This is a genomic window from Pseudomonas sp. G34 (assembly GCF_031119625.1).
Lineage (GTDB): Bacteria > Pseudomonadota > Gammaproteobacteria > Pseudomonadales > Pseudomonadaceae > Aquipseudomonas.
Window position 1 is genome coordinate 142,548 of the sequence record NZ_JAVHZV010000009.1, and the last position, 22,626, is coordinate 165,173.

Sequence of the window (22,626 nt, forward strand, 5' to 3'; positions counted from 1 at the left end):
ATCAACCCTGCTCGAACTCGGCGAACACCTGCTCGCCGGTCAGCTCGCGGGTCTGGTTGGCGAAGCAGTAGTACGCCGGTCTGGATTCGACGAAGATCTGGCTGTCGAACTGCCAGTCGTCATACCCATCGAGCAGGCCGACCGGCACCGCATGGTGGCCATTGCTTTTCAAACGATAGAACAGGTGGCTGCCGCACTGGCCGCAGAAGCCGCGCTCGGCCCAGTCCGAGGAGTCATGGATGCGCACCTGCTGCTCGCCGCGCAGCTGCGTCAATTGTCCTTCGGCCACCAGCAGCGGGCCGCCGCCCCATTTGCGGCAGGTGGCGCAGTGGCAGGCGCTGACGCTTGGGTTGGTGATGCGCAGGGTCAGGCTGACGGCGCCACACAGGCAGCTGCCGTGTCTGTCTAGATGAGTCATACAGGGTTCTCCTTGAACGTGGCCGTCAGGCCATCACGTGATGGGCGAGGCCGCCTCGACGACCCGATGAATGAACTGCAGTTTGCCGACTACCGCGGCGGACAACACGAAAGGATAGACATCCTTGTGGCCCATGCTGCGCGCCAGCTCGTTGAGCATGGCGGCGAGCTCGATCCAGGCATTGATGAACTGCAAGAACTCTTGCGCCTGGGGATCGTCCGGGTCGTACAGCGCAGCCTTGGTGAAGGGGCGGAACTCCAGCTCCACGTCGCCGGCACGCATGCCGAAGCTCAGGGCGGTATCCAGGGTATCCATCATGTGCAGGTAGTGGGCCCAGGTTTCGGCCCAGTCTTCCCAGGGATGCATGGTGGCGTAGGCACTGACGAACGACGCCTGCCAGTCGGCCGGCGCGCCCCGTTCATAGTGGCGTTGCAGGGCCGCGCGGTAATCGGCGCGTTCGTCACCGAACAGCCGGCGGTAATCGTCGAGCCAGGCGCTGCCGGCGATCAGCCGGTCCCAATAGTAGTGGCCGACTTCGTGGCGGAAGTGCCCGAGCAGGGTGCGATAGGGTTCGTGCAGCTGGATGCGCGTCTGCTCGCGCACATCATCGTCGGCTTCGGCGATGTTCAGGGTGATCAGGCCGCTGGCATGCCCGGTCATCGGTGGCTGGCCGTTGAGATCCGGGCCGAGGAAGTCGAAGGCCAGGCCGCGGTTGAAATCGGCGTATTTGCTGAGCAGCGGCAGGCCCAGGTTGAGCAGTTGCGCGACCAGCCGGCGCTTGGCCATTTCCAGGCGCGCCCAGCGTTGTTCATTGCCGGGGATCGACAAGTCGGGAATGGTGCGGTTGAGCTGGCAGGCGATGCACAGCTGCGCATCGCTGGCGTGCGGCAGCAGCCAGTTGCAGCCGGCGGCGGTATGCAGGTTGGCGCAGCGTCGGTAGGCTCGGGCGTCGCCTTCGATACGCCAGCTTTGCGCATCGCCCTGGCTCAGGGTCACCACCCGGCCGCGTTCGGGCTCGTAGCCCAATGGCGATTGGCACGCCAGGCACTGGCTGTTGCGAAAAAAGATCGGTTGGCCGCAGGTGCATCTGCCCAGGGCTTTCTGACTGGGCGTGCGAGTTTGCTTGGCCGAGTCGCCAATGCGCAGGCCAAGGGCCTGGAAGAACCGGTTCATGTGAGGGCCTCGCCCACGCGGATTGACGCAGCGATAGAGTGTAGGCAACGCCGGGGGTTCAGGGCTTTTCGACAGCAGGTGAGCAGACGTGCTGCGATGCAAGCGCCTGATGCCATTGCGGCACCAGGCGCGGCGTGAATCAGTCCTGGCGGCTGGTCACTTCGAGCAGGTGATAGCCGAACTGGGTCTTCACCGGGCCCTGCACCACGTTGACCGGGGCGCTGAACACGACAGTGTCGAATTCCTTGACCATCTGGCCGGGGCCGAACGAGCCGAGGTTGCCGCCGTCACGGCTGGACGGGCAGCTGGAGTTGTCCTTGGCGACCTGGGCGAAATCGGCACCGCCTTCGATGGCAGCTTTCAGTTCGTTGCACTTCTCTTCGGTGGCAACCAGGATGTGGCGGGCAGTGGCTTTGGCCATGGGAAAACACTCCGTTCAAATGAGCTGCCGAGCCTACCGGATTCGCCCTGCGATTCAAATCACTTGAGCCTCGACGAGAGCTCGGCAGCGAGTGCCGATTGCACCGCAGCCTGGGCTAAGGCCGCCAGTCGTCCCGCAGGTTCTGGGCTACATGGTCGACGAACGCGCGCACCTTGGGCGTCAGCTCGTAGCGGTCGCGCACGCACAGGTAGTAGTCGAGTGGTTCGATCAGGGCCTGGCCATCGGCTCTCCCAGACTCGACGAACAGCTGCTGCAACTGCCCGCTGGCCAGCAGCGGTTCGGCGACGAAGGCAGCCAGGCGGGTGATGCCGCCACCGTTGACCGCCGCTCTGGCGAGCACATCGATATCGTCGCTGATCAGGGCGACGCGAATCGGCGCCTCGAAACGCACGCCGTCACGTACGAAGCGCCAGGGCATCAGGCGGCCATCCACCGCGACCTTGAAGGCCAGGCAGGCGTGCTCGCGCAGTGCTTCGGGGGAGTCCGGCACGCCGGCCTTGTGCAGGTAAGCGGGCGAGGCGCAGTAGATCGACGGCACGCTGGCGATATGTCGCGCCACCAGGCCGTCCTCGAGCTGCTGAGGAATGCGGATGCTGATATCCACCGATTCCTGGATGTGGTTGACGCTGCGGTCCGTGGTGCTGAGTTCGCAGGCGATGCGCGGATAACGGGCAGTGAAGGCCGGTAGCATCGGCGCCAGCACATAGCGCCCGAAGGCGGCGCTGGCGGCAATGCGCAGGCGGCCCTGGGGATGGTCATGCTGCAGGGTGGCGTTGCTGCGCGCCAGTTCCAGGTCGCGCAGCACGTTGCGCACCTGGGCGAAGTACAGCTCGCCGCTTTCGGTCAGTGCCAGGCTGCGGGTGGTACGGGTGAGCAGGCGAATGCCCAGGGAGGCCTCCAGCCGGGCGATGTTCTGGCTCGCCGCCGCCGCGCTGATGCCCAGCAGGCGCGCACCAGCGGCAATGCTGCCGCTTTCCACCGCCTTCACGAAGCTCTCGATGCCGCGCAGGGTATCCATGCTCAATCTTTCTACTGATCATTGAATTGATAAGTTTTGCTTGGTACTGACCTTATCCGCAGTGCGCTACACAGGGCAACGGGGTGCCGGGATAATCGCCGCTCTCGCCGTATGCCAACGGCGCTCAATCAAAGGACTTTGCCAATGCCCGAATCCATATTCAGCCCCAGCCGAACACGCTGGAAACTGCCGGCCAAGCTAGCGCCGGTGGCATTCGCCTTTTTCATGTCGAGCATCATGGCGTTTCTCATGTGCCTGGTGATCACTGCCACCAACCGCGGCCTGAGTGACGGGTACCTGAGCGCGGTGTTGGAGGCTTACCGCCTGGCCATGCCGGTGGCATTCGTCTGCGTGATGGGCGTTCGCCCGGTGGTCATCTGGTTGGTGCGGCTCACCGTCAGGGTATGAATGAGCGTGCGGAATGTGAGATGTATCCAAAAATTACAGTGAGTTACTAAATAATTCCGCGATGAATGCTAGGCTGGCGCACCGAAATTCAGCCGCTCTCATGGAGTTACAGATGTTCTACAAGGAATTGTTACTGGCCGGCATGCTGTCGGCCGTCGCCCCGTTGAGCTGGGCCACTCAGGCGTCAGACGCCCAGGACGTGCAGGAAACCACGGCCTCGCAAGTGGCTGAAGGTGAGCCCCTCAGCGAGGCGCAATTTCTCGACAGCCTCAATTTCCGCTCCGGCAAGGTGGTGGTCGGCGATAACCTGGCAACCCTGAACCTGCCCGACAACATGGTGTTTCTCAATGGCGACGATGCCGAGCGCGTGTTGGTCGAAGCCTGGGGCAACCCGCCGGATGAACAGCTGCCGCTGGGCATGATTCTGCCCAAGGGGGTGTCGCCCCTGGCCGATGAGTCCTGGGCGGTGACCGTCGAGTACGAGGAAAGCGGCTATGTGTCCGACGAGGACGCTGCGGATATCGATTACAGCGACATGCTCAAGGACCTGCAGGACGGCGCCAAGGCCGACAACGAGTGGCGCGCCGAAAACGGCTACGAGCCCATCGCCATCGTCGGTTGGGCCTCGGCGCCGCACTACGATGCCGCGGGCAAGAAACTGCACTGGGCCAAGGAAGTGAAGTTCGGCGACAGTGACGAGCACATCCTCAACTACAACATCCGCGTGCTGGGCCGCAAAGGCGTGCTGGTGCTCAACTTCATCGCCGGCATGCACCAGCTGCCACAGATCGAGCAGAACGTTCCGGCGGTGCTGGCCATGACCGACTTCAACGATGGCAATCGCTACGCCGACTTCAACCCGGACCTCGATGAGGTTGCCGCCTATGGCCTCGGCGCGTTGATCGCCGGCAAGGCCGCTGCCAAGGTTGGCCTGTTCGCCGCGGCCCTGGTGCTGCTGAAAAAACTGTGGATTCTGCCCGTGTTGCTGATCGGCTGGGTATGGCGACGCATCACCAGCAAGAAATCCGAGCCGCAGCCGGCGCCGATCGAGCCTCGGGTGCAGCCGCAGGCCCCGGCCGAGCGTGCCGCGAACGAGCCGCCGCCGCCGGTATCCAGCGTGATGGATCTCAACAACCCGCCTGACGACAAGAAATAGCCTCGTTGGGCCCCGGCATCGACCGGGGCCTTTGCATTTCAGCGCCCGGGCTGTCCGCCGCTTACAGGAACATGGCGATGGCGATGAACAGCCAGAGCAGGATGCCGGGCAGCATGCACAGCCAGTTGGCCAGGCTCAAGCGGTTGTTCTCTTCGCCCGCGCTGTCGCCACTGGCCAGGTTGGCCTGGTGCTGGATGGTTGCCAGCGGCCAGGCGGTCACCAGGGTGGTCGCGGCCAGCAGCACGATGTCCATCAGCGGATTGCCAAAGCTCTCGACGCGGGAAAGCCCGTTGCCGACGAAGACCAGCACGATGTACGCCCAGGCGATGGCACTGTATTTCCACTCCCCGAGACCCTTGGCCAGCAGCTGACCCTGGATCAGCCGGCACAGCGAATGGATGAAGAAGATATGAAAGATCGAGCGCGCGGCCGGGCTGATCTTCTTCGGTAGCATGCTGGCGCGCTGGCGATCCCAGTGCTTGTATGCCCAATAGATCGAGTAGAAACCAAGGGTGAAGAAATACAGCAGGTACAACTTGCCGGTGGCGGTGACGAAGAAGGTGTTGCTGGCGCGCTCCCGGGGCAGGAGATCGGCGCTGGGGGGCTGATAGATATTGTCCATTCTGGTGTCTCGCAGGCACTGTCAGGGTGAGTTCGCCAGGCGAACGGCTCCTCCAGGAGCGCGAGCGATTTTACCGGGTGTTTGCAGAATGTGACATGTCACCAGCCTGGGAAGGTGGGCCATGGCGGCCCACCGGGTGAGGTGCTCAGCAGTAGGTGTCGAGCAGTTCCTGCTTCTGGGCGCGAGGGCGGGCCCAGTCGTGTTGCAGGGTGTTCAATACGTTGCCGATGAAGTGGCGGTCGGCGGCAGCGCGGCGGCCAACGTAGCCCTGGCCGCGGCGGTAGGTGCGCAGGCGGGTGCGCATGTTCGGCCGTTGGCTGACGAACTCCTGTTCCGGCTGATCCGCCGGCAGGCGGTCGATACGTACTTCACCCGATTCGCATACCCACAGGATGTGGTTGTGCAGGCTGTCCTTGTGCTGGGAGAACAGCTGGGCGAGCTCGTCGATGGTCGGTTGCTGATTCAGGTTCATGGCGTTACCCCTTCATTCTCTGATCTGTCTAGGGCGACCGCTGCAGTGCGGCCGTCATTGCCCGTGGCGTTTGAGTGCTGCCAGCTGCCGTGTAGTGATGCGTGAGTATCGCTACGCAGCGGCGGCCAACCGAGGTCGAGGTTGCCGGAGGGAGATCAGCGAAGACGGGGCCGGATGCAGGTGATCCGCAGGATCAGCCACAGGCATCATGACAATGTCTCGCTAACGCTCTCGTCCTGGCAGGACGCTCGACTTCATCAATCTGCCTTGTGGGCAGTACATATCGTGGAACGCTCGGCTGGTATTACCGAGCTTGCCCAAGTGCCCTTGTCAGGGCTCCCGTCAGGGGAGGCAAGTCCATCATGCAAAAGCGCGGAGGGGGCGTCAATAGTTTTGTAGTGATTTTTTTATAGCACTACAAAAAAGCTTCGGATCCCTTGCAAGGCGTCTGGCACGCCGAAAAATGACCCTCTGGTCACTCGGCGAGAAGACGTCCGTCGCGCTCGCGCTGAGCATCGCGTTGCATCGATTCGAGGTTCTTTTCGATGGTTTCGCACAGCGCGTCCATCTGGATCTGGTGCTCGCTGGCCTGGAACGGGCTCTGCAGGTCGCTGCCTACCCGCTCGATCGCCAGCAGCATGAAGCCGACTACCGTCGAGGCCAGCGGCGTGTACCACTCCAGGCTCTCCACCAGGCCGATCGGGACGATCACGCAGAACATGGTGATGAACAGGCGCGGGAAGTACACGTAGGGGTAGGGCAGCGGGGTGTTGGCAATACGTTCCAGACCGCCCTGGCAGTTGGACACGTCGACCAGCGTCGACTCCAGGCGGGTAAGGCGAATGCTGTCCAGGCGGCCCGCCTTGTATTCGCTGGCCAGCATGGCCGCGGAGCCGTTGAGAATATCGTTGGGAAAATTGTTGGTGGTGCCGCGTCGCTCGAACTCCTCGGCCGCGACGAAGGCGCGCACCTCGTCGTCGCAGGGCTGGTTACGCAAGCTGGCGGACAGGCTTCGGATGTAGGCGACATGGCGGCGCAGCAGCACCACTTTGACGGGGTTGCTGCCTTCATGGTCGTCGATCAGGGTCAGCACCTGGCGGGCCAGGCTGCGCGAGCTGTTGATCAGCGCACCCCAGATGGTGCGTGCCTCCCACCAACGGTTGTAGGCGCTGCTGTTGCGAAAACTGATCAGCACCACCAGGGCCGAGCCGAGCAGGGTCAGCGGCATGGAGGGCAGGCTGATCTTGCGTTCGAGAAACAGCATGTAGTCGACCGTGACGATGATGTCCCAGATCAGCAGCCAGAACAGCGACCAGCCGACATAGCCGAAGGTCTTGAGAAGGTAGCGATAACCACGGGTAAAAGATCGCGTCACGTGGAGTTCTCCGCGAGCAAGGAAGGCGAAAGCGCAGAAGTTCGAACGTGGGGGCGGATGAAAGGTTCGCCGGGGCCGGTGAATCAGCCTCGTTGGCGCGCCGTTGCCAACGCGCCGAAGAACGCGACGTACTGGCGCGGGCCATCGGTGAAGAGGGTGCTCAGGCGCAGCGGATCATCGGCATCGCTGATCCCGGCCAGTGCCGGCCAGGGGGCGTCTGGGTGGTCGCGCAGGTAGTCGGCGTCGACGCCGGGGCGCTGCACTTCGCCGCGGCTGCTGTCGACGTACAGCACCAGGTTGTGCTGCCCGAAGGCCTTGCCCAGTTCCTGCACCAGGGTAAGGAAACCGCGGTCGCTGCCGCCGCGCAGCCAGTGGCTGCTGCCATCAGCGGCCGTGGCGGGCGAGCTGGTCAGGGTGTCGCCAACGCCGACCAGGCGCGGCATGTGGCGGGGCTCGAAACGCTCGACCGCCAGTTGCAGCAGTGCCTCGAGGCTGGCCGGTGCCTGGCGCACGTTGAAGTCTCGGCCCAACGGATAGGTGCCGGTACGCTGCCCGTAGTAGCGGTTGAGGATCACCAGCACCCCGGCTTCCTTGACGGCGCCGCGCAGCATCAGTTGCAGGTCGGTAGTGCCGGCCGCGCTGCCTTGCGCCGGCCGCAGGCGTTCGCGGCCGTCGCCGTCACGGCCGAGATTGGGGGCGTAGTGGACGAAGAACGACTGCGCCAGTCCCTGCGCAGCCGCGTTGTCGAGCAACGCTTGCAGGAGCGCGGCGCCGTCGGCCTGCAGGTGCGCATACAGCGCCGGCTGGTCGCGCCAGTGGTGGTGGAAGGCGTTGAGGTTGAGCGTGGGCGACACCGGGTTGTCGAGTACGCTGCTGGCCAATAGCCGATCGATAGCGCTGGCGGCCAGGTTGTAGGGCGCCTGTTGCAGCAGCGTCTGCAGTGATGCGTTCAGGTGGGCGGGCGCCGCGGCGAGAAACGCCAGTTCGGCGGCGCTGACACCCGGATGGGCGATCCGCCCGTAACGGTCCTGCACCTGCACGCCACCGGCTGCCAGCCCGGGCAGATACAGGCCCTGTTGCTGGCAGCGCTGGGCGTTGCCGATGGCGCGCTCGACCAGGCCGTTCACCCCGCGGCTGCCGATGTGTTCACCATTGGTCAGCACCTGGAAGTGGCCATCCAGGGCGCGGGCGGCCTGCAGGTAGACGGTCTCCAGGGTGCGGCTGAGGGGATCGCGCACCAGGTCCATGCACACGCCATCCAGATCCTGGATGATCAGCAGGTTTTCGCTGCCGGCGAGGGTGTCGAGTAGAGAACTGGGGTCGAGCGAGTACGCGGTTTCGGTCACAATCATGGGCCCGAGTCTAACGCGGTTCCACCCGCTGGGGCGATTGGCTGAAGCATTTGGCCCAAGTGGTTGTCCATCAGATTGGCAGAGCGGATTGAGAGGAAGCACGGATGAATGATTCACCCAAGCGGGTTCGGCAGATCGTCGCGGCAGCGTTGCTGCTTTGCGCGAGTGCCGCAGGGACTGCGAGGGGCGATGAAGCCACGCAATTGACCAAGTTGATCAACAGCTATCGCGAGGCGGGGCAGGGCTGTGGTGGGCAAGCCAGCCCGGCGGCCGGCCCCTTGGCGCCCGACCGGCGCCTGGCCGGGCAGCAGGTCAATTCATCCGAGCAGCTGCAGCAGGCCCTGCAACAGGCCGGCTACCAGGCCGCGGCCGTGCAGCTGATCCGTGTCACCGGCCCCGATACGCCCGAGGCGGCCATGGCCATGCTGCAGCAGTCGTACTGCAAGCAGCTGCAGGATGCACAATTCGCCGATATCGGCGTGCTGCACGAAGGCAACAGCTGGCAGGTGGTGCTTGGTCGCGCGCTGCTACCGGCGCGCCTGGGTGACTGGCAGGAGGAGGGCAAGGCGATTCTCGAGGCGGTCAACCAGGCCCGGGGTACGCCGCGCCAATGCGGCGATCAGCCGTTCGATGCGGCCGAGCCGTTGAGCTGGAGCGATGCCCTCGGCCAGGCAGCCCTGGCCCACAGCCGCGACATGGCGATGAACAGCCTGTTCAGCCACCAGGGCAGTGATCGCAGCCTGGTCGGCGCCCGTGCGACCGCAGCCGGCTACACCTGGACGGTGATTGGCGAGAACATCGCCGCCGGCCAGGGGCGTGCCCAGCAGGTGGTCGAGGGCTGGCTGGCCAGCCCGTCGCACTGCTACAACCTGATGAACCCGGACTTCCACGAAATGGGCGCGGCCTATGCCAGCAACCCGCAGAGCCAGGCGACCATCTACTGGACCCAGGTGTTTGGCGCGGCAGGGCGCTCGGGGCTCTAGGCGGGTTTGATCTTGTGTTGTTGATGGGCTGGCGTAGATCTGCGCCCAGCCACATTACCTGTGGGAGCGGGCGGGAACGCCCCGGATGAACAACCTACTGAGAGATCACACCTAGTCCATGCCCGCGATTTCGCGCGCATGGCGCGCTCCCACAATAGATTTCCCTTAAAACCTTAAGCCTGACGATCACTCAACAGTGGCGGCATCGGGCAATCCAGGGTGTCGGCGACGGCGCGCATCAATTCCGCTTCGCTGGCACTGATACGCCCGTCGTGCTCGATGCAGCGAGCCATGGCCTTGAGCAATTGAGGCTTTTGCAGCGGGCGCATCTGGTTGAGGCGGTTGAGCGCGTCGTTCAGCTCGCTGATCCCGGCGCGGGGCTGTTCAACAAACGGTCGGGCGCTGAACGGCAGGGTACTCCAGGCCGCCAGGAAGGCCTCGCTGGCCGCCTGCTCGGAGGTATTGCCCGCACGCGCCAGCGCCGTCAGTAGCACGCAGCTCTCATTACCCAGCGCGGCCAACGGCAGGCGACCCTGCACGGAGCGCTGCATGCCCAGGTTGCGTTCGACGATGCGCAGCAGCGCCCATTCCATGAAGCCCAGTTGCCCGGTGCTGATCAGCAGGGTGCCGACATCGCGCTTGAGGCTGACGAAGTCCTGAGGCTCGAGTTGCTTGAGCGCGGGAATGATCAATTCCAGCAGCGGCAGGCGGCGCCCGGCGGGCAACTGTTGCAGCGGCGCGGCAAGTTCCAGCAAGCGGTCGGCCAGCAGTGGCGGCAGGTTGGCCTGCATCCAGGTCATGCGCTGCTGGCGGGTGCCGTCGTCGGTGCCGAGCAAAAGGCCGTAGAGAATCGCCAGGGCGCCATGCGGGTCGTGGGCGGCGCTACGCAGGTGCTCATCGATCTGCGCCAGGCTTTCGCGGGCTTCTTCCAGGTGCACGGGTTGTGGCTCGCCGATGCTGGCGATGGCGGCGTTTGCGGCGGCGGCGCTGAAGCCTGCGACAGCCTCCTGCCGAGGCGCGGTGGGCGCCGCCGGTGATTCGAACACTTCGTCGCCGAGCACCACGCCTTGCCAGTCCGGGTCGATGCGGCGGATGCGCTCTTCCAGCGGTGGGTGGGTGGCCATCATCTTGCTCAGGGCCAGGCCCTGGCCGAAGTACATGTGGCTGTATTCGGCGGCGTGGCTGGCTTCCAGGCGCGAGCCGGCGCCCAGTTTCTTCAACGCACCGGCAATGCCATTGGGGTTGCGGGTGTACTGCACGGCCGAGGCGTCGGCGAGGAATTCACGCTGGCGGCTGACCGCGGCCTTGATCAGATTGCCGAAAAAGGTCCCGGCGTAGCCGATCACCAGCAGCGCCAGGCCGACCACCATCACCAGTGCGACGACATTGCCACGGCCCTTGTCGTCCGAACGGCTGGAGGCGCGGGCTCCTCCGCTATGGCCGACGCCGCGCATCAGCAGTTCGCCGATCAGGCCGAGCAGCAGGATGCCGTTCAGCACCGCCACCAGGCGGGTATTGAGGCGCATGTCGCCATGCAGGATGTGGCTGAATTCGTGGGCGATCACCCCCTGCAGCTCATCGCGGTTGAGCCGTTCGATGGCGCCGCGGGTCACGCCGATCACCGCGTTCTGGGGGCGCAGCCCGGCGGCGAAGGCGTTGATGCCAGGTTCTTCGAGCAGGTAAACCGGCGGTACCGGCACGCCGGCGGCCAGGGCCATCTCCTCAACCACATTGAGCACACGCTGTTCGTGCAGGCCCTCGGGCTTGAGGTTGAGCAGGCGCCCGCCCAGGCGCTCGGCGACCACCTTGCCACCGGCGCGCAATTGCACGGCCTTGAATGCCCAGCCGAGGATCACCACGCCGACCACCACCGCGGCCACGCTGAACAGCAGTTCCTTGCTCAGCGCCTCAAGGCTGTAGTTGCCGTATTGGTAAACCTGCCAGGCAACGGCGATCACCAGCGTGGTGCTGAGCACCAGGGTCACCACCGCCAGAATCAGCAGGATCACCAGGCGTGAGGTATTACGCCTGGCGCGATCCTGATGCTCGAAGAAATCCATCCGCTAGGCCCCTGTGCTCAGAAGGCGACTTTGGGCGCGTCCTGAATCGCCGCGCTGTCGGCGAACTCCAGCAGTGCCGCATCGCTGCCGTGGCCGAAGGCGCCTGCCAGCACCACCGGCGGGAAGCTCTGGCGGTAAGCGTTGTAGGCGGTGACCGCATCGTTGTAGGCCTGGCGGGCGAAGGCCACCTTGTTCTCGGTGCTGGAGAGTTCTTCGCTGAGTTGCTGCATGTTCTGCGAGGCCTTGAGGTCCGGGTAGGCCTCGACGGTCACGTTGAGGCGGCCCATGGCATTCTTCAGCACGCCCTCGGCATTGGCCAGCAGGTTCATGCTCTGCGCATCGCCGGGGTTCTGCGAAGCCTGCTTGAGGCCTTCGACCGCGCCGTTACGGGCGGCGATCACTGCCTCGAGGGTTTCCCGCTCGTGGGCCAGGTAGGCCTTGGCGGTTTCCACCAGGTTGGGGATCAGGTCGTAGCGGCGCTTGAGTTGCACCTCGATCTGCGCGAAGCCGTTCTGGTAACGGTTGCGCAGGCTGACCAGGCGGTTGTAGACGCTGATCACGTAGAAGACCACCACGACCAGTACGGCGATGATGATAAGGGTGGAGAGATCCATGAGATGTCCCTATCGGTTGTGAGCGTGGCCGCATGGTAACGGAAAGTGCAGAGCCTTGGGCGCCCCAGGGGCGGGCAGCCCGTGGGGATGTGCGGTGGTTCCGGTTACTGGGCGTCGGGCTTGCTCGGGCTGGGCGCCGTCATCTGGATGGTCAGGCGCGGCGTTGCCAGGCTCAGGCCGGACTCGTCCAGGTGGCGCTTGAGCGCCAGGTTGAAGGCCCGTGACACCTCCCACTGGCGGATCGGCGCGGTCTTGAAGCGCGCGCGCAGCACGGCGTTGCCGGACTCGAAGCTCTCCACGCCCTGGATCTCCAGGGGCGACCAGATGTTGCGGCGCATCAGCACGTCGTTGCGCAGCTCGGTGGCCACCTCGCGCAGCAGCTTGATGGCCTCGTCGATGTTCATGTCGTGGGGCACCGCGACGCGAAAGATGGCGTAGCCGAATTCGCGCGAGTAGTTCTTGATGCTCTTGATCTCGCTGAACGGGATGGTGTGCACGATGCCGTCGATGTCGCGCAGGCGCACGGTGCGGATGGTCAGGCCCTCGACGGTGCCCAGGTGGCCGCCGACGTCGACGTAGTCGTCGATGGCCAGGGAGTCTTCGATGATGATGAACAGGCCGGTGATCAGGTCCGCCACCAGCGATTGCGCACCGAAGCCGATGGCCAGGCCGATCACCCCGGCACCGGCCAACAGCGGCGTGACGTTCATGCCCATGTTGGCCAGGGCGACGATGGCCGCGATGATGAAGATGCTGACGAACAGCACGTTGCGGATCAGCGGCATCATGGTCTGCGCGCGGGCGTTGGTCTGGCCCTTGCGCGAGCGGGTCAGGGCGTGGTGCACCGCGGTGTCGGCGAGGATCCACACCAGCCAGCCGCAGGCCAGGGTGGCGCCCAGGCCGATCAGCTTGAGGCTGATCTCGTGGCCGTCGCCCTCGGCGAAACGGATCAGCGACAATCCCCACACCCGCAGGCCCAGCTCGATGAACAGCAGCCAGATGGCCAGGCTGAGCATGGTGTGGAAGAAGTTCTGGAAACGCTCGAAATACGCGGCATGCCGGCGGTGGCGCGAGCGGCTGCGGAACAGCCGCCGCCTGATCAAGCCGTTGATGACCATGCAGGTCACCAGCAGCACGGTGCACACCAGCGACTGGCGGAAGGCGGTGCTGGTGTCACCCGCGGACACGAAGGTGGCCGACAGCGAGATGGCCACCAGGGCCAGGGCCGGCAGGTACCAGAAGCTGCCGAGCAGCTCCACGGTTTCACTGATGCCGCGCTGCCTGAGGCGGCGCGCCAGGGGCTGGTTGCGGATCAGGTGGGCGATCGGGCGGCGAAAGCGCAGGATGAACAGGCCGGTGCACAGCGCCGCCAACACGTTGGTCAGGGTCGCCGTGGTGTGCGCCAGGTTGGCGCCGAGGCTGGCGACCAGACGTGGATCGTTGAGCGCCTCGCCAAAGGCGGCGAAGCTGCCGATCAGCCACAGCGGGCGAAACGCGCGGCGGCGCAGGATGTTCAGGGCGGTGCGCCGGTGCGGCCCGTCGAGCAGCGAGAAGGCGATCACGCAGATGGCCGAGAAGCAGGTGCCCACCACCAGGGCATAGGCCAGCACCATGGCCAGGTCGCGACCCAGTGAGGCAGGCAGCACGTAGCTCAGGTAGCCGGTGATCAGCAGGGCGGCGAACCAGGGGCCGAGCTTGCGCAGGGCGAAGCGCAGCAGGTCGCTGGGACGCGGGTTCTGCGGCAGCTCCTCGGCCAGCCCGAAGCGCAGGCGCACTTGGTGGCTGAGGGCGCGTAGCCCGAAGGCCAGCAGGCTCCAGATGCCGATGATCAGGGCGAAATTGCTGATCAGGGCGAAGCGCTCGCCCGCCTCGGGCAGCAGCGCCGCCAGCTCGCTGCGGCTGCGCGACAGCTCCAGTTGCCAGCGCGCCAGGGGGCTGTGGTCACCGGAGAACTGGCTTTCGATACCGGTCAGCGTATTGCCGATCAGTCCCAGCACACCGTCGTGGCTCTCGGGTTGGGCCTTCTGGGTGGTGTCGCGCAGGGTCTTCAGGTCATTGAGCAGCTGCGCACGCTGCTTGTCGTTTTCCAGCGACTGGATCACTTCGTCGAGGGAGCGATCCAGTGGCTGATCCGCCTGGGGCTGGGCGCTGGATTCACTGCTGCTGCCGAACAGGGTGGGGATGCCCGCCGCCTGGGCAGACGAGCAGACGAGGGCCAGTAAGGTAAGCAACAGCAGGCGGCGCAGCAGGGCGTTGAAGCAGATCACGCGCGAACTCTCCATCACGCGGGTGAGTATCATGGCGGCGCCAGGCGACGCCGCCCCGGGCTCAGGCGTAGTTTTCCGGGCTGAGACGGCGCTCGACCAGTTCGATGAGGATATGGATGACCTTGATGTGCAGTTCCTGGGTGCGATCGGCGAAATCGCCGCCCGGCGCGCAGATGCACACGTCGGCCAGGCTTTCCAGCAGCGAGCCGGGCTTGCCGGTCAGGGCGATGACCTTGATGCCCAGGGCTTTGGCGGCTTCGGCGGCCTTGACCACGTTGGGGCTCTTGCCGCTGGTGCTGATGGCCAGCAGCACATCGCCTTCGCGGCCGTGGGACTCCACGTAGCGCGAGAAGATGTGGTCGTAACCGAAATCGTTGGCCACGCAGCTGATGTGGCTGGCGTCGCTGATCGATACCGCCGCGATGCCCGGGCGGTTCTTGCGATAACGCCCGGTCAGTTCCTCGGCGAAGTGCATGGCATCGCACATCGAACCGCCGTTGCCGCAGGAAAAGGCCTTGCCCTTGGCTTCGAAACTGTTCACCAGCAGGTCGCCGGCGCGTTCGATATTGGCCAGCGTCTGCTCGCTGCCGATAAAGGCATCGAGGGCGCGCTGGGCTTCGATCAGGCTGTTGCGGATATGTTCGATCATGGTCGCCTCAGGGCAGGTCATGGCTGTTATAGAAGGCGCCGAGTACTTTCACCAGATGCGCCAGATCCTGGCTGCCGGCCAGTTCGCGAATCGAGTGCATGGCGAAGGTCGGCAGGCCGATATCCACGGTGCGCACGCCGAGCTGGCTGGCGGTGATCGGGCCGATGGTCGAGCCACAACCCATGTCGCTGCGGGTCACGAAGCTCTGTACCGGCACTTCGTTTTCCAGGCACAGGTGGCGGAAGAAGCCGGCGGTTTCGCTGTTGGTGGCGTAGCGCTGGTTGCTGTTGATCTTGATCACCGGGCCGGCGTTGAGCTTGGGCCCGTGGTTGCCGTCGTGCTTGGCTTCATAGTTGGGGTGCACGCCGTGGGCGTTGTCGGCCGAGACCAGCAGTGAGCGCTGAATGGTGCGCACGAAGTCGTCGCCCTGGGGCAGCACACGGCGCAGCACCTGCTCGAGCATCGGGCCGTCGGCGCCGCACGCCGAGCTGGAGCCGACCTCCTCGTGATCGGTGCACACCAGCACGCAGGTTTCCTCGTCACCGGCGTCGAGCAGCGCCTGCAGGCCGGCGTAGCAGGACAGCAGGTTGTCGAGGCGCGCACTGGCGATGAAGTCCTGGTTGAGGCCCACCACCGCGGCGCTCTGGGTGTCGTAGAAGCTCAGCTCGTAGTCGAGCACCGCATCGGCGTTGAAATCGTGCTCCATGGCCAGCTGCTCGCTGAGCAGGGCGCGGAAGTCTGCGCCTTCTGCACCCGCGAGTTGAGCAAGGATAGGCGGCAGCTCGTTCTGCGCGTTGATCGCCCAGCCCTGGTTGGCTTCACGGTTGAGGTGAATGGCCAGGCTGGGGATCACGGCGATGGGCTGGTAGAAGTCGATCAGCGCGCTTTCCACCTTGCCGTCGCGGCGGTAGGTCACCCGCCCGGCGAGCGACAGATCGCGGTCGAACCAGGGCGCCAGCAGGGCACCGCCATACACCTCGACGCCGAGCTGGAAGTAGCCCTGGCGCTGCAGCTCGGGGTTGGGCTTGACGCGCAGGCAGGGGCTGTCGGTATGGGCGCCGACCAGGCGCACGCCACCCTCGACCGGCGAGCGGGTGCCGAGCTTGAAGGCAATGATCGAGGAATCGTTGCGGGTCACGTAATAGCGGCCACCGGCTTCGGTGTGCCAGGGCGCGCGCTCGTCGAGCTGGCGGTAACCGGCGGCTTCGAGGCGCATGGCCAGGCTGCTGGTGGCATGGAAGGGGGTAGGGGAGGCGTTGAGAAAGTCGAGCAGGCCTTGATTCAAATCTTCGCGCATGGGGCACTCCGGACGGCAATCTGCCGAGTTTATCGGATTTGCCCTGGCGGCGGTGGGACGCGATGCGTTCGGCCACTGTGGTCACATTCTGTCACGACTTCGTCGAGCCCCCGAGTCCGGCGCAGTCGGCTGCCAGGCCCGGTCTAGCAGGGCCTCCTTGCACCGCGCGCCTGGTCATGCGACTAAAGTCGAACAGCGGGGTGGTGCAAGGCTGCTAGCTTCAAAATGCCATTAGAACAATAACAACCCGAGGAAAAATCATGGCCATGTCCAAGCAAGAGGCCGCCACGGCCTATTGGAAGGAGAACCTGCGGCTGATGCTCTGGCTGCTGGTGATCTGGTTCGCCGTCTCGTTCGGCTGCGGCGTGCTCTTCGTCGATCAGCTGAACACCCTCAACGCCTTCGGTTTCCCCCTGGGATTCTGGTTCGCCCAGCAAGGCTCCATCTACGTGTTCGTGCTCGAGATCTTCTTCTACGTCTGGAAGATGAATCGCCTCGATCGCAAGTACAACGTCCACGAAGAATGAGGCCGCGAACATGAGTACGCAATTTCTGATCTACCTGTTCGTCGGGGCTACCTTCGCGCTCTATATCGGTATCGCGCTATGGACACGTGCCGGCTCCACCAGTGAGTACTACGTGGCCAGCAAGGGCGTCCACCCGGTGCTCAATGGCATGGCCACCGGCGCGGACTGGATGTCGGCGGCGTCCTTCATCTCCATGGCCGGCATCATCGCCTTCGCCGGGTATGACGGCTCGGTCTACCTGATGGGCTGGACTGGCGGTTACGTGCTGCTGGCCATGTGCCTGGCGCCGTACCTGCGCAAATTCGGCAAATTCACCGTGCCGGAGTTCATCGGCACCCGCTACTACTCGCAGACCGCACGCATGGTTGCAGTGGTGTGCGTGATCTTCATTTCCTTCACTTACGTGGCTGGGCAGATGCGCGGGGTTGGCATCGTCTTTTCGCGTTACCTGGAAGTGAGCATCGAAACCGGCGTGGTCATCGGCATGGCCATCGTGTTCTTCTATTCCGTGCTCGGCGGCATGAAGGGCATCACCTATACCCAGGTGGCGCAATACTGCGTGATGATCTTCGCCTACATGGTGCCGGCGATCTTCATCTCGATCATGATCACCGGCAACCCGATCCCGCAACTGGGCTTCGGCAGCGAGGTCACCGGTACCGGCCAGAGCGTGCTCGAGCGGCTCAACGGGCTGGGCGCGGAGCTGGGCTTCACGCCGTACACCGATGGCAGCAAGTCGACCACCGACGTGTTCTTCATCACCATGGCGCTGATGGTCGGCACCGCCGGCCTGCCGCACGTGATCGTGCGCTTCTTCACCACGCCGACGGTCAAGGACGCGCGCAAGTCGGCGGGCTATGCCCTGCTGTTCATCGCCGTGCTGTACACCACCGCACCCGCGGTGGCGGCCTTCGCCCGCACCAACCTGCTGACCAGCATTCCCAATACCAGCTACGAGGAGGCGCCAGCCTGGTTCAAGACCTGGGAGAGCTCGGGGCTGATCGGCTGGCTGGACAAGAACAACGACGGTGTCATCCAGTACGGCCCGGGCGCCGCGTTCGCCGGCAAGCCGACCTACAGCGCCGAGCGTGGCGATGTCGGCCAGCGCATGCTCACCAATGAGCCGACCGCGGCGGGTAACGAGCTGTACGTCGACAACGACATCATGGTGCTGGCCAACCCGGAAATCGCCGGCCTGCCGGGCTGGGTGATCGCGCTGATCGCCGCTGGTGGCCTGGCGGCGGCCTTGTCCACGGCGGCCGGTTTGCTGCTGGTCATTTCCACGTCGATTTCCCATGACCTGCTCAAGAGCAACCTGATGCCGACCATCAGCGAGAAGAAGGAGCTCCTGGCTGCGCGCATCGCCGCGGGCCTGGCGGTGGTGATTGCCGGTCTGTTCGGCATCTACCCGCCGGGCTTCGTCGCCCAGGTGGTGGCATTCGCCTTCGGGCTGGCGGCCGCCTCGTTCTTCCCGGCCATCGTCATGGGTATCTTCTACAAACGCATGAACAAGGAAGGGGCGATTGCTGGGATGATCGTGGGCCTCACGTTCACTTTCTCGTACATCATCTACTTCAAGTTCATCAACCCGACGGCGACCGCCAATGACTGGTGGTTCGGCATCTCCCCGGAAGGCATCGGCACCCTGGGGATGATCTTCAACTTCCTCGTGGCCTTCGTGGTATCGCGCATGACTGCGCCACCACCGGAGCACATCCAGCACCTGGTCGAGGACATTCGTGTTCCCCGTGGCGCTGGCGCTGCAGTCGATCACTGATAGCGGGAGCAAAGCAAAACCAGGCGCCGCAACCGGCGCCTGGTTTTTTTATGCGCTCAGTTGGCGATCGGCACCAGGCTCAGCAGGCGGTCGGCAACCCTGCTGTACAGCCCCGTCAACTGGCTGCCGGCCGGCCAGTCGGGGCCCAGCGACTGCAGCAGGCGCAGGGTCGCGGTGCGTTGCGGCGCATCGATGCTCAGCAGCTCGGCCTCGTGGAAGTAAAAGCGTGTGAGCACCAGGGGATAGAGCGCCTTGAACAGGCTTTCCTTGAGCGAAAAGGTCAGGCTGATCCGCCAGGCACGCTCCTGCGCGGCAAGGCCTTCGAGGCGCTGCATTTCCGCGGCGGTGAGAATTTCCCCGGCCAGCCGTTCGGCCCGTTCGCAGGACAGTTGTTGCTCGACATCCAACCCCAGGCCTTGCCAGTGCTGCCGCGGTGCAACGATGGCGGCCGCCCATTGCTGGCCGTGGGTGATCGAGCCGCTGACCTGAGCGGGCCATTGCGGCGCGCGGTCAGCGCCCACTGCCGGCACGCTGGCAATGCCGGTAACGCGCCGCAGCGCCTCGCGTGCGCAGACCCGCCCGGCCAGGTGTTCGGCCTGGCGCTTGGCCACGGCCTGGATCGGCGTCACGCCGGCTCGGGGGAAATCGTTCTGATCCAGCAGGGCCGGGTCGAACGAGGTGCTGATCAGTTGCACGCCGGGCAGCGCCTGGGCGAAGGGCCAGTCAGCGTTCAGCGGTGTGCAGCAGCGGGGCAGGTAGATCTCGGTCATGGCCGGCATTCTGCCGCGCCGGCCGGCCGCTTACCAGCGGGCACGTCGGGCATGGCCGGCAGCTTGCGGGCGATCTTGGCGGCCGCACTGGTGGGGCACGTGGCAATCCGGGCGGGTAGCGCGCCCGTCGTTCAGGTGAGGTTCAGCAAGGGTTCAGGAGGGGTTCAGTCACCGTCAGGCAGGATGATTCTCGAGTTTTTCATTAACCCACTGCCATTCGAGAGGCATCTCCATGAAAGCGACTCTGACCAAACTGGCTCTGGCAACTTCCCTGGTATTCGGCGCGGCGGCCACTGCCCACGCCGACAACAATTTCGCTGGTTTCACCTGGGGCCAGACCAGCAACAACATCCAGAAGTCCTCGGCGTTGAACGCCAACCTGGGCAACCCGAACTTCGACAGCGTGATCAACAACGAAAGCACCTGGGGCGTGCGTGCCGGTCAGCAGAACGACGTCGGCCGCTACTACGCCACCTATGAATACATCTCCGGCAGCAACGATGGCCTCAAGCTGCGCCAGCAGAACTTGCTCGGCAGCTACGACGCCTTCCTGCCGCTGAACGAGAACGGCACCAAGCTGTTCGGTGGTGGCACGCTGGGCCTGGTCAAGCTGGAGCAGAACAGCCCGGGTGTCTCGCGTGACACCAATGTCGGGTATGCTGCCGGCTTGCAGGCGGGCTTGCTGCAGGAAGTCAACGAGAACGCCTCCATCGAAGGCGGCTACCGTTACCTGCGCACCAATGCCAGCACCGAATTCGCCCCGCAGGGCGAAGGCAAGGTCGGCTCCCTGGATCTGCATAGCAGCGGGCAGTGGTATCTGGGTGCCAACTACAAGTTCTAACTCACCATAATCAGCTGCGCGTCGGCCCTGCGGCGTTAAAAGTAGGCTCGGAAAGCCGCTTGCGGCTAACGCACTTCAGTGCGGCTCCGGAGGAGCGAGCGAAGCGAGTAGTGCTCATGTACAACAGTACAGTCGCCCGCGACTCCGACCGCTCCTTGCCTACTTTTGCCTTGCAGGGCTCTAGCTCGCAAGATTATTAAATCAATGGTTTGAGTTTCTTGCCGTTTCATAACGAAGAGGGCATGCAACGATGAAATTGCTGGTCGTGGAAGATGAGGCGCTGCTGCGTCACCATCTGTATACCCGACTCGGCGAACAGGGCCACGTGGTGGACGCGGTCGCCAACGCCGAAGAGGCGCTGTATCGCGTCGATGAATATCACCATGACCTGGCAGTGATCGATCTCGGTCTGCCAGGTATCAGCGGGCTGGATCTGATCCGTCAGCTGCGCAGCCGCGACAAGACCTTCCCCATATTGATTCTCACCGCCCGCGGCAACTGGCAGGACAAGGTCGAAGGCCTGGCCTCCGGCGCTGACGACTATGTCGTCAAACCCTTCCAGTTCGAAGAGCTGGAAGCCCGTCTCAACGCCCTGTTGCGCCGCTCCTCCGGTTTTATCCAGTCGACCATCGAAGCGGGCCCCTTGCTGCTCGACATGAACCGCAAGCAGGCTCTCATCGATGGCGCGAGCATGGGCCTGACCGCCTACGAGTACCGCATCCTCGAGTACCTGATGCGCCACCATCAGCAGGTGGTGCCCAAGGAGCGTCTGATCGAGCAGCTGTACCCCGATGACGAGGAGCGCGATCCCAACGTGATCGAAGTGCTGGTCGGTCGCCTGCGTCGCAAACTGGAAAGCTGTAACGGCTTCAAGCCGATCGAAACGGTACGCGGCCAGGGCTATCTGTTCACCGAGCGCTGCCGGTGATTGCAGCCCTGCGGCAATTGAAACGGCGCTGGGTTTCGTCCCTGCGTCTGCGCCTGATGTTCGGCTACACGGTTATCGCCGTGTTGTTCATGCTGGCGCTGTTGCCGGCCTTGCGCGGCGCATTTCTGATCGCCCTGGAAAAATCCGTCGAGAAGCGCCTGGCCGCCGATACCGGTGCGCTGATCTCTGCCGCCCGTACCGACGATGGCAAGCTGCGCATGCCCAGCAAGTTGCCCGATGAGGAGTTCGACCTGCCCGATGCCCAACTGCTGGGCTTCATCTATGACCGCGACGGCCAGCTGGTGTGGCAATCGCCGTCGACCCGGGATATGTCCGTGTCCTACCTGCCGCGCTATGATGGGCGCGGCGACGAGCTGCTGCGCACCACCGACCGCCAGGGCCGCGAATTCTACATCTATGACGTGGAGATCAAGCTGCTGCGTGGCCAGGACGCGGCGTTCAGCATCGTCACCATGCAGCCGGCCAGCGAAACCCAGGCCCTGTACGACGATTTCATGAAGCAGCTGTATCTCTGGCTCGGCTGCGCGCTGGTGCTGCTGTTGGGGCTGTTGTGGTTCGGGCTGACCTGGGGCTTTCGCAGCCTGCGCGGTTTGCGCGAGGAACTGGACGACGTGGAGAGCGGTGCCCGTGAGCGGCTGAGCGACGAGCACCCGCGCGAGTTGCTGCGCCTTACCGGCTCGCTGAACCGCCTGCTCGACAGCGAACGTCAGCAGCGCGAACGTTACCGGCATTCCCTGGATGACCTGGCGCATAGCCTGAAGACACCGCTGTCGGTGCTGCAGGGCGCCACCGAAGTGATTGCCGCCAAGCCGGAAAACCGCGAGCAGGTGCACATCCTGCAGGCGCAGATCGAGCGCATGAGCCAGCAGATCGGCTATCAGCTGCAGCGCGCCAGCTTGCGCAAAAGCGGCCTGGTCCGTCACCGGGTGCCGCTGGCGAAGGTGGTGGACAACCTCTGCGAGGCGCTCGACAAGGTGTATCGCGACAAGCAGGTCGATGTTCAGCGGCAGTTCGACGCCTGGCTGGAAATCCCCATGGAGCGCGCCTCGCTCCTCGAATTGCTCGGCAATCTGCTGGAGAACGCCTACCGCCTGTGCCTGGGCCAGGTGCGGATCAGCGCCACCATCGCCGATGGCGCCTGCCATCTCTGCGTCGAAGACGACGGCCCGGGCGTGCCGGTGGATCAGCGCGAACGCATTCTTCGTCGTGGCGAGCGTCTCGATGCCCAGCATCCGGGCCAGGGGATCGGCACTGCCGTGGTCAAGGACATCATCGAGAGCTACGACGGCGAGCTGTTTCTCGAAGACTCCGAGCTGGGTGGGGCGGCGTTCCACGTGCGGATCTGAGCGGCGCATCGGCGATCTTGGTGGGATTCCGCCACGCGCTTGGTGGGCCCCGTGCGGAAAACCGCCATTGGCCTGCAAAGGCAGCCGGTTTTCATCCTTAAAAACACCTT

At 64.4% G+C, this 22,626-nt stretch carries 22 protein-coding genes; 8 read left to right on the forward strand and 14 right to left on the reverse strand.

The window, feature by feature from the left end; all coding sequences use genetic code 11:
* Position 1: 1 nt before the first annotated feature.
* The 4 genes from QYS36_RS06120 to QYS36_RS06135 form a co-directional block, all read right to left on the reverse strand.
* Positions 2-418, reverse strand: a complete 417-nt coding sequence (locus QYS36_RS06120; protein ID WP_308838641.1) for a GFA family protein — start codon at positions 416-418, stop codon at positions 2-4.
* Between the two features lie 33 nt (positions 419-451).
* Positions 452-1,591, reverse strand: a complete 1,140-nt coding sequence (locus QYS36_RS06125) for a putative zinc-binding peptidase (RefSeq protein ID WP_308838642.1) — start codon at positions 1,589-1,591, stop codon at positions 452-454.
* A gap of 139 nt (positions 1,592-1,730) precedes the next feature.
* Positions 1,731-2,012: a peptidylprolyl isomerase gene (locus QYS36_RS06130; protein ID WP_070886824.1), complete on the reverse strand. Its 282-nt coding sequence runs from the start codon at positions 2,010-2,012 to the stop codon at positions 1,731-1,733.
* A 115-nt stretch (positions 2,013-2,127) separates the two neighbouring features.
* Complete coding sequence (locus QYS36_RS06135) at positions 2,128-3,051, reverse strand: LysR substrate-binding domain-containing protein (RefSeq protein ID WP_308838643.1); 924 nt, start codon at positions 3,049-3,051, stop codon at positions 2,128-2,130.
* A 144-nt stretch (positions 3,052-3,195) separates the two neighbouring features.
* On the opposite strand from QYS36_RS06135, the gene QYS36_RS06140 reads away from it, so the two are divergent.
* Both QYS36_RS06140 and QYS36_RS06145 read left to right on the forward strand, forming a co-directional pair.
* A complete protein-coding gene (locus QYS36_RS06140) occupies positions 3,196-3,459 on the forward strand; it encodes a DUF2798 domain-containing protein (protein ID WP_308838644.1) in 264 nt (87 codons plus the stop codon).
* 112 nt (positions 3,460-3,571) lie between these two features.
* Positions 3,572-4,615, forward strand: coding sequence for a DUF2167 domain-containing protein (locus QYS36_RS06145; RefSeq protein WP_308838645.1), 1,044 nt, complete (start codon positions 3,572-3,574; stop codon positions 4,613-4,615).
* A gap of 61 nt (positions 4,616-4,676) precedes the next feature.
* On the opposite strand, the gene QYS36_RS06150 is transcribed toward QYS36_RS06145, so the two are convergent.
* From QYS36_RS06150 to stpA, 4 genes are all read right to left on the reverse strand, one after another.
* Positions 4,677-5,237, reverse strand: a complete 561-nt coding sequence (locus tag QYS36_RS06150; protein WP_308838646.1) for an MFS transporter permease — start codon at positions 5,235-5,237, stop codon at positions 4,677-4,679.
* Positions 5,238-5,382: 145 nt separating this feature from the next.
* Entirely contained in the window at positions 5,383-5,709 is a 327-nt protein-coding gene (locus QYS36_RS06155) for a hypothetical protein (protein ID WP_308838647.1), read from the reverse strand.
* A gap of 475 nt (positions 5,710-6,184) precedes the next feature.
* Complete coding sequence (locus QYS36_RS06160) at positions 6,185-7,084, reverse strand: bestrophin family ion channel (RefSeq protein WP_308838648.1); 900 nt, start codon at positions 7,082-7,084, stop codon at positions 6,185-6,187.
* A gap of 83 nt (positions 7,085-7,167) precedes the next feature.
* Entirely contained in the window at positions 7,168-8,436 is a 1,269-nt protein-coding gene (stpA, locus tag QYS36_RS06165) for a glucosylglycerol 3-phosphatase (protein ID WP_308838649.1), read from the reverse strand.
* 104 nt (positions 8,437-8,540) lie between these two features.
* Between stpA and QYS36_RS06170 the strand changes: the two genes are divergently transcribed.
* Positions 8,541-9,419, forward strand: coding sequence for a CAP domain-containing protein (locus QYS36_RS06170; protein WP_308838650.1), 879 nt, complete (start codon positions 8,541-8,543; stop codon positions 9,417-9,419).
* A 173-nt stretch (positions 9,420-9,592) separates the two neighbouring features.
* Here QYS36_RS06170 and QYS36_RS06175 read toward each other — a convergent pair whose 3' ends face one another.
* The 5 genes from QYS36_RS06175 to QYS36_RS06195 all read right to left on the reverse strand — a co-directional run bounded on the left by QYS36_RS06175 (position 9,593) and on the right by QYS36_RS06195 (position 16,306).
* On the reverse strand, positions 9,593-11,479 hold the full coding sequence (locus QYS36_RS06175; protein WP_308838651.1) for a M48 family metallopeptidase: 1,887 nt from the start codon (positions 11,477-11,479) through the stop codon (positions 9,593-9,595).
* 17 nt (positions 11,480-11,496) lie between these two features.
* Positions 11,497-12,093 (reverse strand): LemA family protein, encoded by a 597-nt coding sequence (locus tag QYS36_RS06180; RefSeq protein WP_308838652.1) that lies wholly within the window; start codon positions 12,091-12,093, stop codon positions 11,497-11,499.
* A 104-nt stretch (positions 12,094-12,197) separates the two neighbouring features.
* Positions 12,198-14,375, reverse strand: coding sequence for a mechanosensitive ion channel family protein (locus QYS36_RS06185; RefSeq protein WP_308838940.1), 2,178 nt, complete (start codon positions 14,373-14,375; stop codon positions 12,198-12,200).
* A gap of 46 nt (positions 14,376-14,421) precedes the next feature.
* Entirely contained in the window at positions 14,422-15,009 is a 588-nt protein-coding gene (gene lpcA / locus QYS36_RS06190) for a D-sedoheptulose 7-phosphate isomerase (protein ID WP_308838653.1), read from the reverse strand.
* A gap of 7 nt (positions 15,010-15,016) precedes the next feature.
* Positions 15,017-16,306: a M18 family aminopeptidase gene (locus tag QYS36_RS06195; RefSeq protein WP_308838654.1), complete on the reverse strand. Its 1,290-nt coding sequence runs from the start codon at positions 16,304-16,306 to the stop codon at positions 15,017-15,019.
* A 266-nt stretch (positions 16,307-16,572) separates the two neighbouring features.
* On the opposite strand from QYS36_RS06195, the gene QYS36_RS06200 reads away from it, so the two are divergent.
* Both QYS36_RS06200 and QYS36_RS06205 read left to right on the forward strand, forming a co-directional pair.
* Positions 16,573-16,833, forward strand: a complete 261-nt coding sequence (locus QYS36_RS06200; protein WP_374990422.1) for a DUF4212 domain-containing protein — start codon at positions 16,573-16,575, stop codon at positions 16,831-16,833.
* 10 nt (positions 16,834-16,843) lie between these two features.
* Positions 16,844-18,610, forward strand: coding sequence for a sodium:solute symporter family protein (locus tag QYS36_RS06205; protein ID WP_308838656.1), 1,767 nt, complete (start codon positions 16,844-16,846; stop codon positions 18,608-18,610).
* Positions 18,611-18,666: 56 nt separating this feature from the next.
* Here QYS36_RS06205 and QYS36_RS06210 read toward each other — a convergent pair whose 3' ends face one another.
* Positions 18,667-19,380 carry a 4'-phosphopantetheinyl transferase superfamily protein gene (locus tag QYS36_RS06210; RefSeq protein WP_308838657.1) on the reverse strand — a complete coding sequence of 238 codons (714 nt, stop codon included), beginning with the start codon at positions 19,378-19,380 and terminating at the stop codon, positions 18,667-18,669.
* Positions 19,381-19,612: 232 nt separating this feature from the next.
* Between QYS36_RS06210 and QYS36_RS06215 the strand changes: the two genes are divergently transcribed.
* The 3 genes from QYS36_RS06215 to QYS36_RS06225 all read left to right on the forward strand — a co-directional run bounded on the left by QYS36_RS06215 (position 19,613) and on the right by QYS36_RS06225 (position 22,516).
* On the forward strand, positions 19,613-20,221 hold the full coding sequence (locus tag QYS36_RS06215) for a hypothetical protein (protein ID WP_308838658.1): 609 nt from the start codon (positions 19,613-19,615) through the stop codon (positions 20,219-20,221).
* Between the two features lie 250 nt (positions 20,222-20,471).
* Positions 20,472-21,149 (forward strand): response regulator, encoded by a 678-nt coding sequence (locus tag QYS36_RS06220; protein ID WP_308838659.1) that lies wholly within the window; start codon positions 20,472-20,474, stop codon positions 21,147-21,149.
* Positions 21,150-21,205: 56 nt separating this feature from the next.
* Complete coding sequence (locus QYS36_RS06225; protein WP_308838941.1) at positions 21,206-22,516, forward strand: ATP-binding protein; 1,311 nt, start codon at positions 21,206-21,208, stop codon at positions 22,514-22,516.
* Positions 22,517-22,626 lie beyond the last annotated feature (110 nt).

What these genes read in the sequence shown, in the direction of transcription:
- QYS36_RS06120 (WP_308838641.1), bottom strand. Translation starts at nt 418, where the DNA reads ATGACTCATCTAGACAGACACGGCAGCTGCCTGTGTGGCGCCGTCAGC.
- QYS36_RS06125 (WP_308838642.1), bottom strand. Translation starts at nt 1,591, where the DNA reads ATGAACCGGTTCTTCCAGGCCCTTGGCCTGCGCATTGGCGACTCGGCC.
- QYS36_RS06130 (WP_070886824.1), bottom strand. Translation starts at nt 2,012, where the DNA reads ATGGCCAAAGCCACTGCCCGCCACATCCTGGTTGCCACCGAAGAGAAG.
- QYS36_RS06135 (WP_308838643.1), bottom strand. Translation starts at nt 3,051, where the DNA reads ATGGATACCCTGCGCGGCATCGAGAGCTTCGTGAAGGCGGTGGAAAGC.
- QYS36_RS06140 (WP_308838644.1), top strand. Translation starts at nt 3,196, where the DNA reads ATGCCCGAATCCATATTCAGCCCCAGCCGAACACGCTGGAAACTGCCG.
- QYS36_RS06145 (WP_308838645.1), top strand. Translation starts at nt 3,572, where the DNA reads ATGTTCTACAAGGAATTGTTACTGGCCGGCATGCTGTCGGCCGTCGCC.
- QYS36_RS06150 (WP_308838646.1), bottom strand. Translation starts at nt 5,237, where the DNA reads ATGGACAATATCTATCAGCCCCCCAGCGCCGATCTCCTGCCCCGGGAG.
- QYS36_RS06155 (WP_308838647.1), bottom strand. Translation starts at nt 5,709, where the DNA reads ATGAACCTGAATCAGCAACCGACCATCGACGAGCTCGCCCAGCTGTTC.
- stpA (WP_308838649.1), bottom strand. Translation starts at nt 8,436, where the DNA reads ATGATTGTGACCGAAACCGCGTACTCGCTCGACCCCAGTTCTCTACTC.
- QYS36_RS06170 (WP_308838650.1), top strand. Translation starts at nt 8,541, where the DNA reads ATGAATGATTCACCCAAGCGGGTTCGGCAGATCGTCGCGGCAGCGTTG.
- QYS36_RS06175 (WP_308838651.1), bottom strand. Translation starts at nt 11,479, where the DNA reads ATGGATTTCTTCGAGCATCAGGATCGCGCCAGGCGTAATACCTCACGC.
- QYS36_RS06180 (WP_308838652.1), bottom strand. Translation starts at nt 12,093, where the DNA reads ATGGATCTCTCCACCCTTATCATCATCGCCGTACTGGTCGTGGTGGTC.
- QYS36_RS06185 (WP_308838940.1), bottom strand. Translation starts at nt 14,375, where the DNA reads ATGGAGAGTTCGCGCGTGATCTGCTTCAACGCCCTGCTGCGCCGCCTG.
- lpcA (WP_308838653.1), bottom strand. Translation starts at nt 15,009, where the DNA reads ATGATCGAACATATCCGCAACAGCCTGATCGAAGCCCAGCGCGCCCTC.
- QYS36_RS06195 (WP_308838654.1), bottom strand. Translation starts at nt 16,306, where the DNA reads ATGCGCGAAGATTTGAATCAAGGCCTGCTCGACTTTCTCAACGCCTCC.
- QYS36_RS06200 (WP_374990422.1), top strand. Translation starts at nt 16,573, where the DNA reads ATGTCCAAGCAAGAGGCCGCCACGGCCTATTGGAAGGAGAACCTGCGG.
- QYS36_RS06205 (WP_308838656.1), top strand. Translation starts at nt 16,844, where the DNA reads ATGAGTACGCAATTTCTGATCTACCTGTTCGTCGGGGCTACCTTCGCG.
- QYS36_RS06210 (WP_308838657.1), bottom strand. Translation starts at nt 19,380, where the DNA reads ATGACCGAGATCTACCTGCCCCGCTGCTGCACACCGCTGAACGCTGAC.
- QYS36_RS06215 (WP_308838658.1), top strand. Translation starts at nt 19,613, where the DNA reads ATGAAAGCGACTCTGACCAAACTGGCTCTGGCAACTTCCCTGGTATTC.
- QYS36_RS06220 (WP_308838659.1), top strand. Translation starts at nt 20,472, where the DNA reads ATGAAATTGCTGGTCGTGGAAGATGAGGCGCTGCTGCGTCACCATCTG.
- QYS36_RS06225 (WP_308838941.1), top strand. Translation starts at nt 21,206, where the DNA reads ATGTTCGGCTACACGGTTATCGCCGTGTTGTTCATGCTGGCGCTGTTG.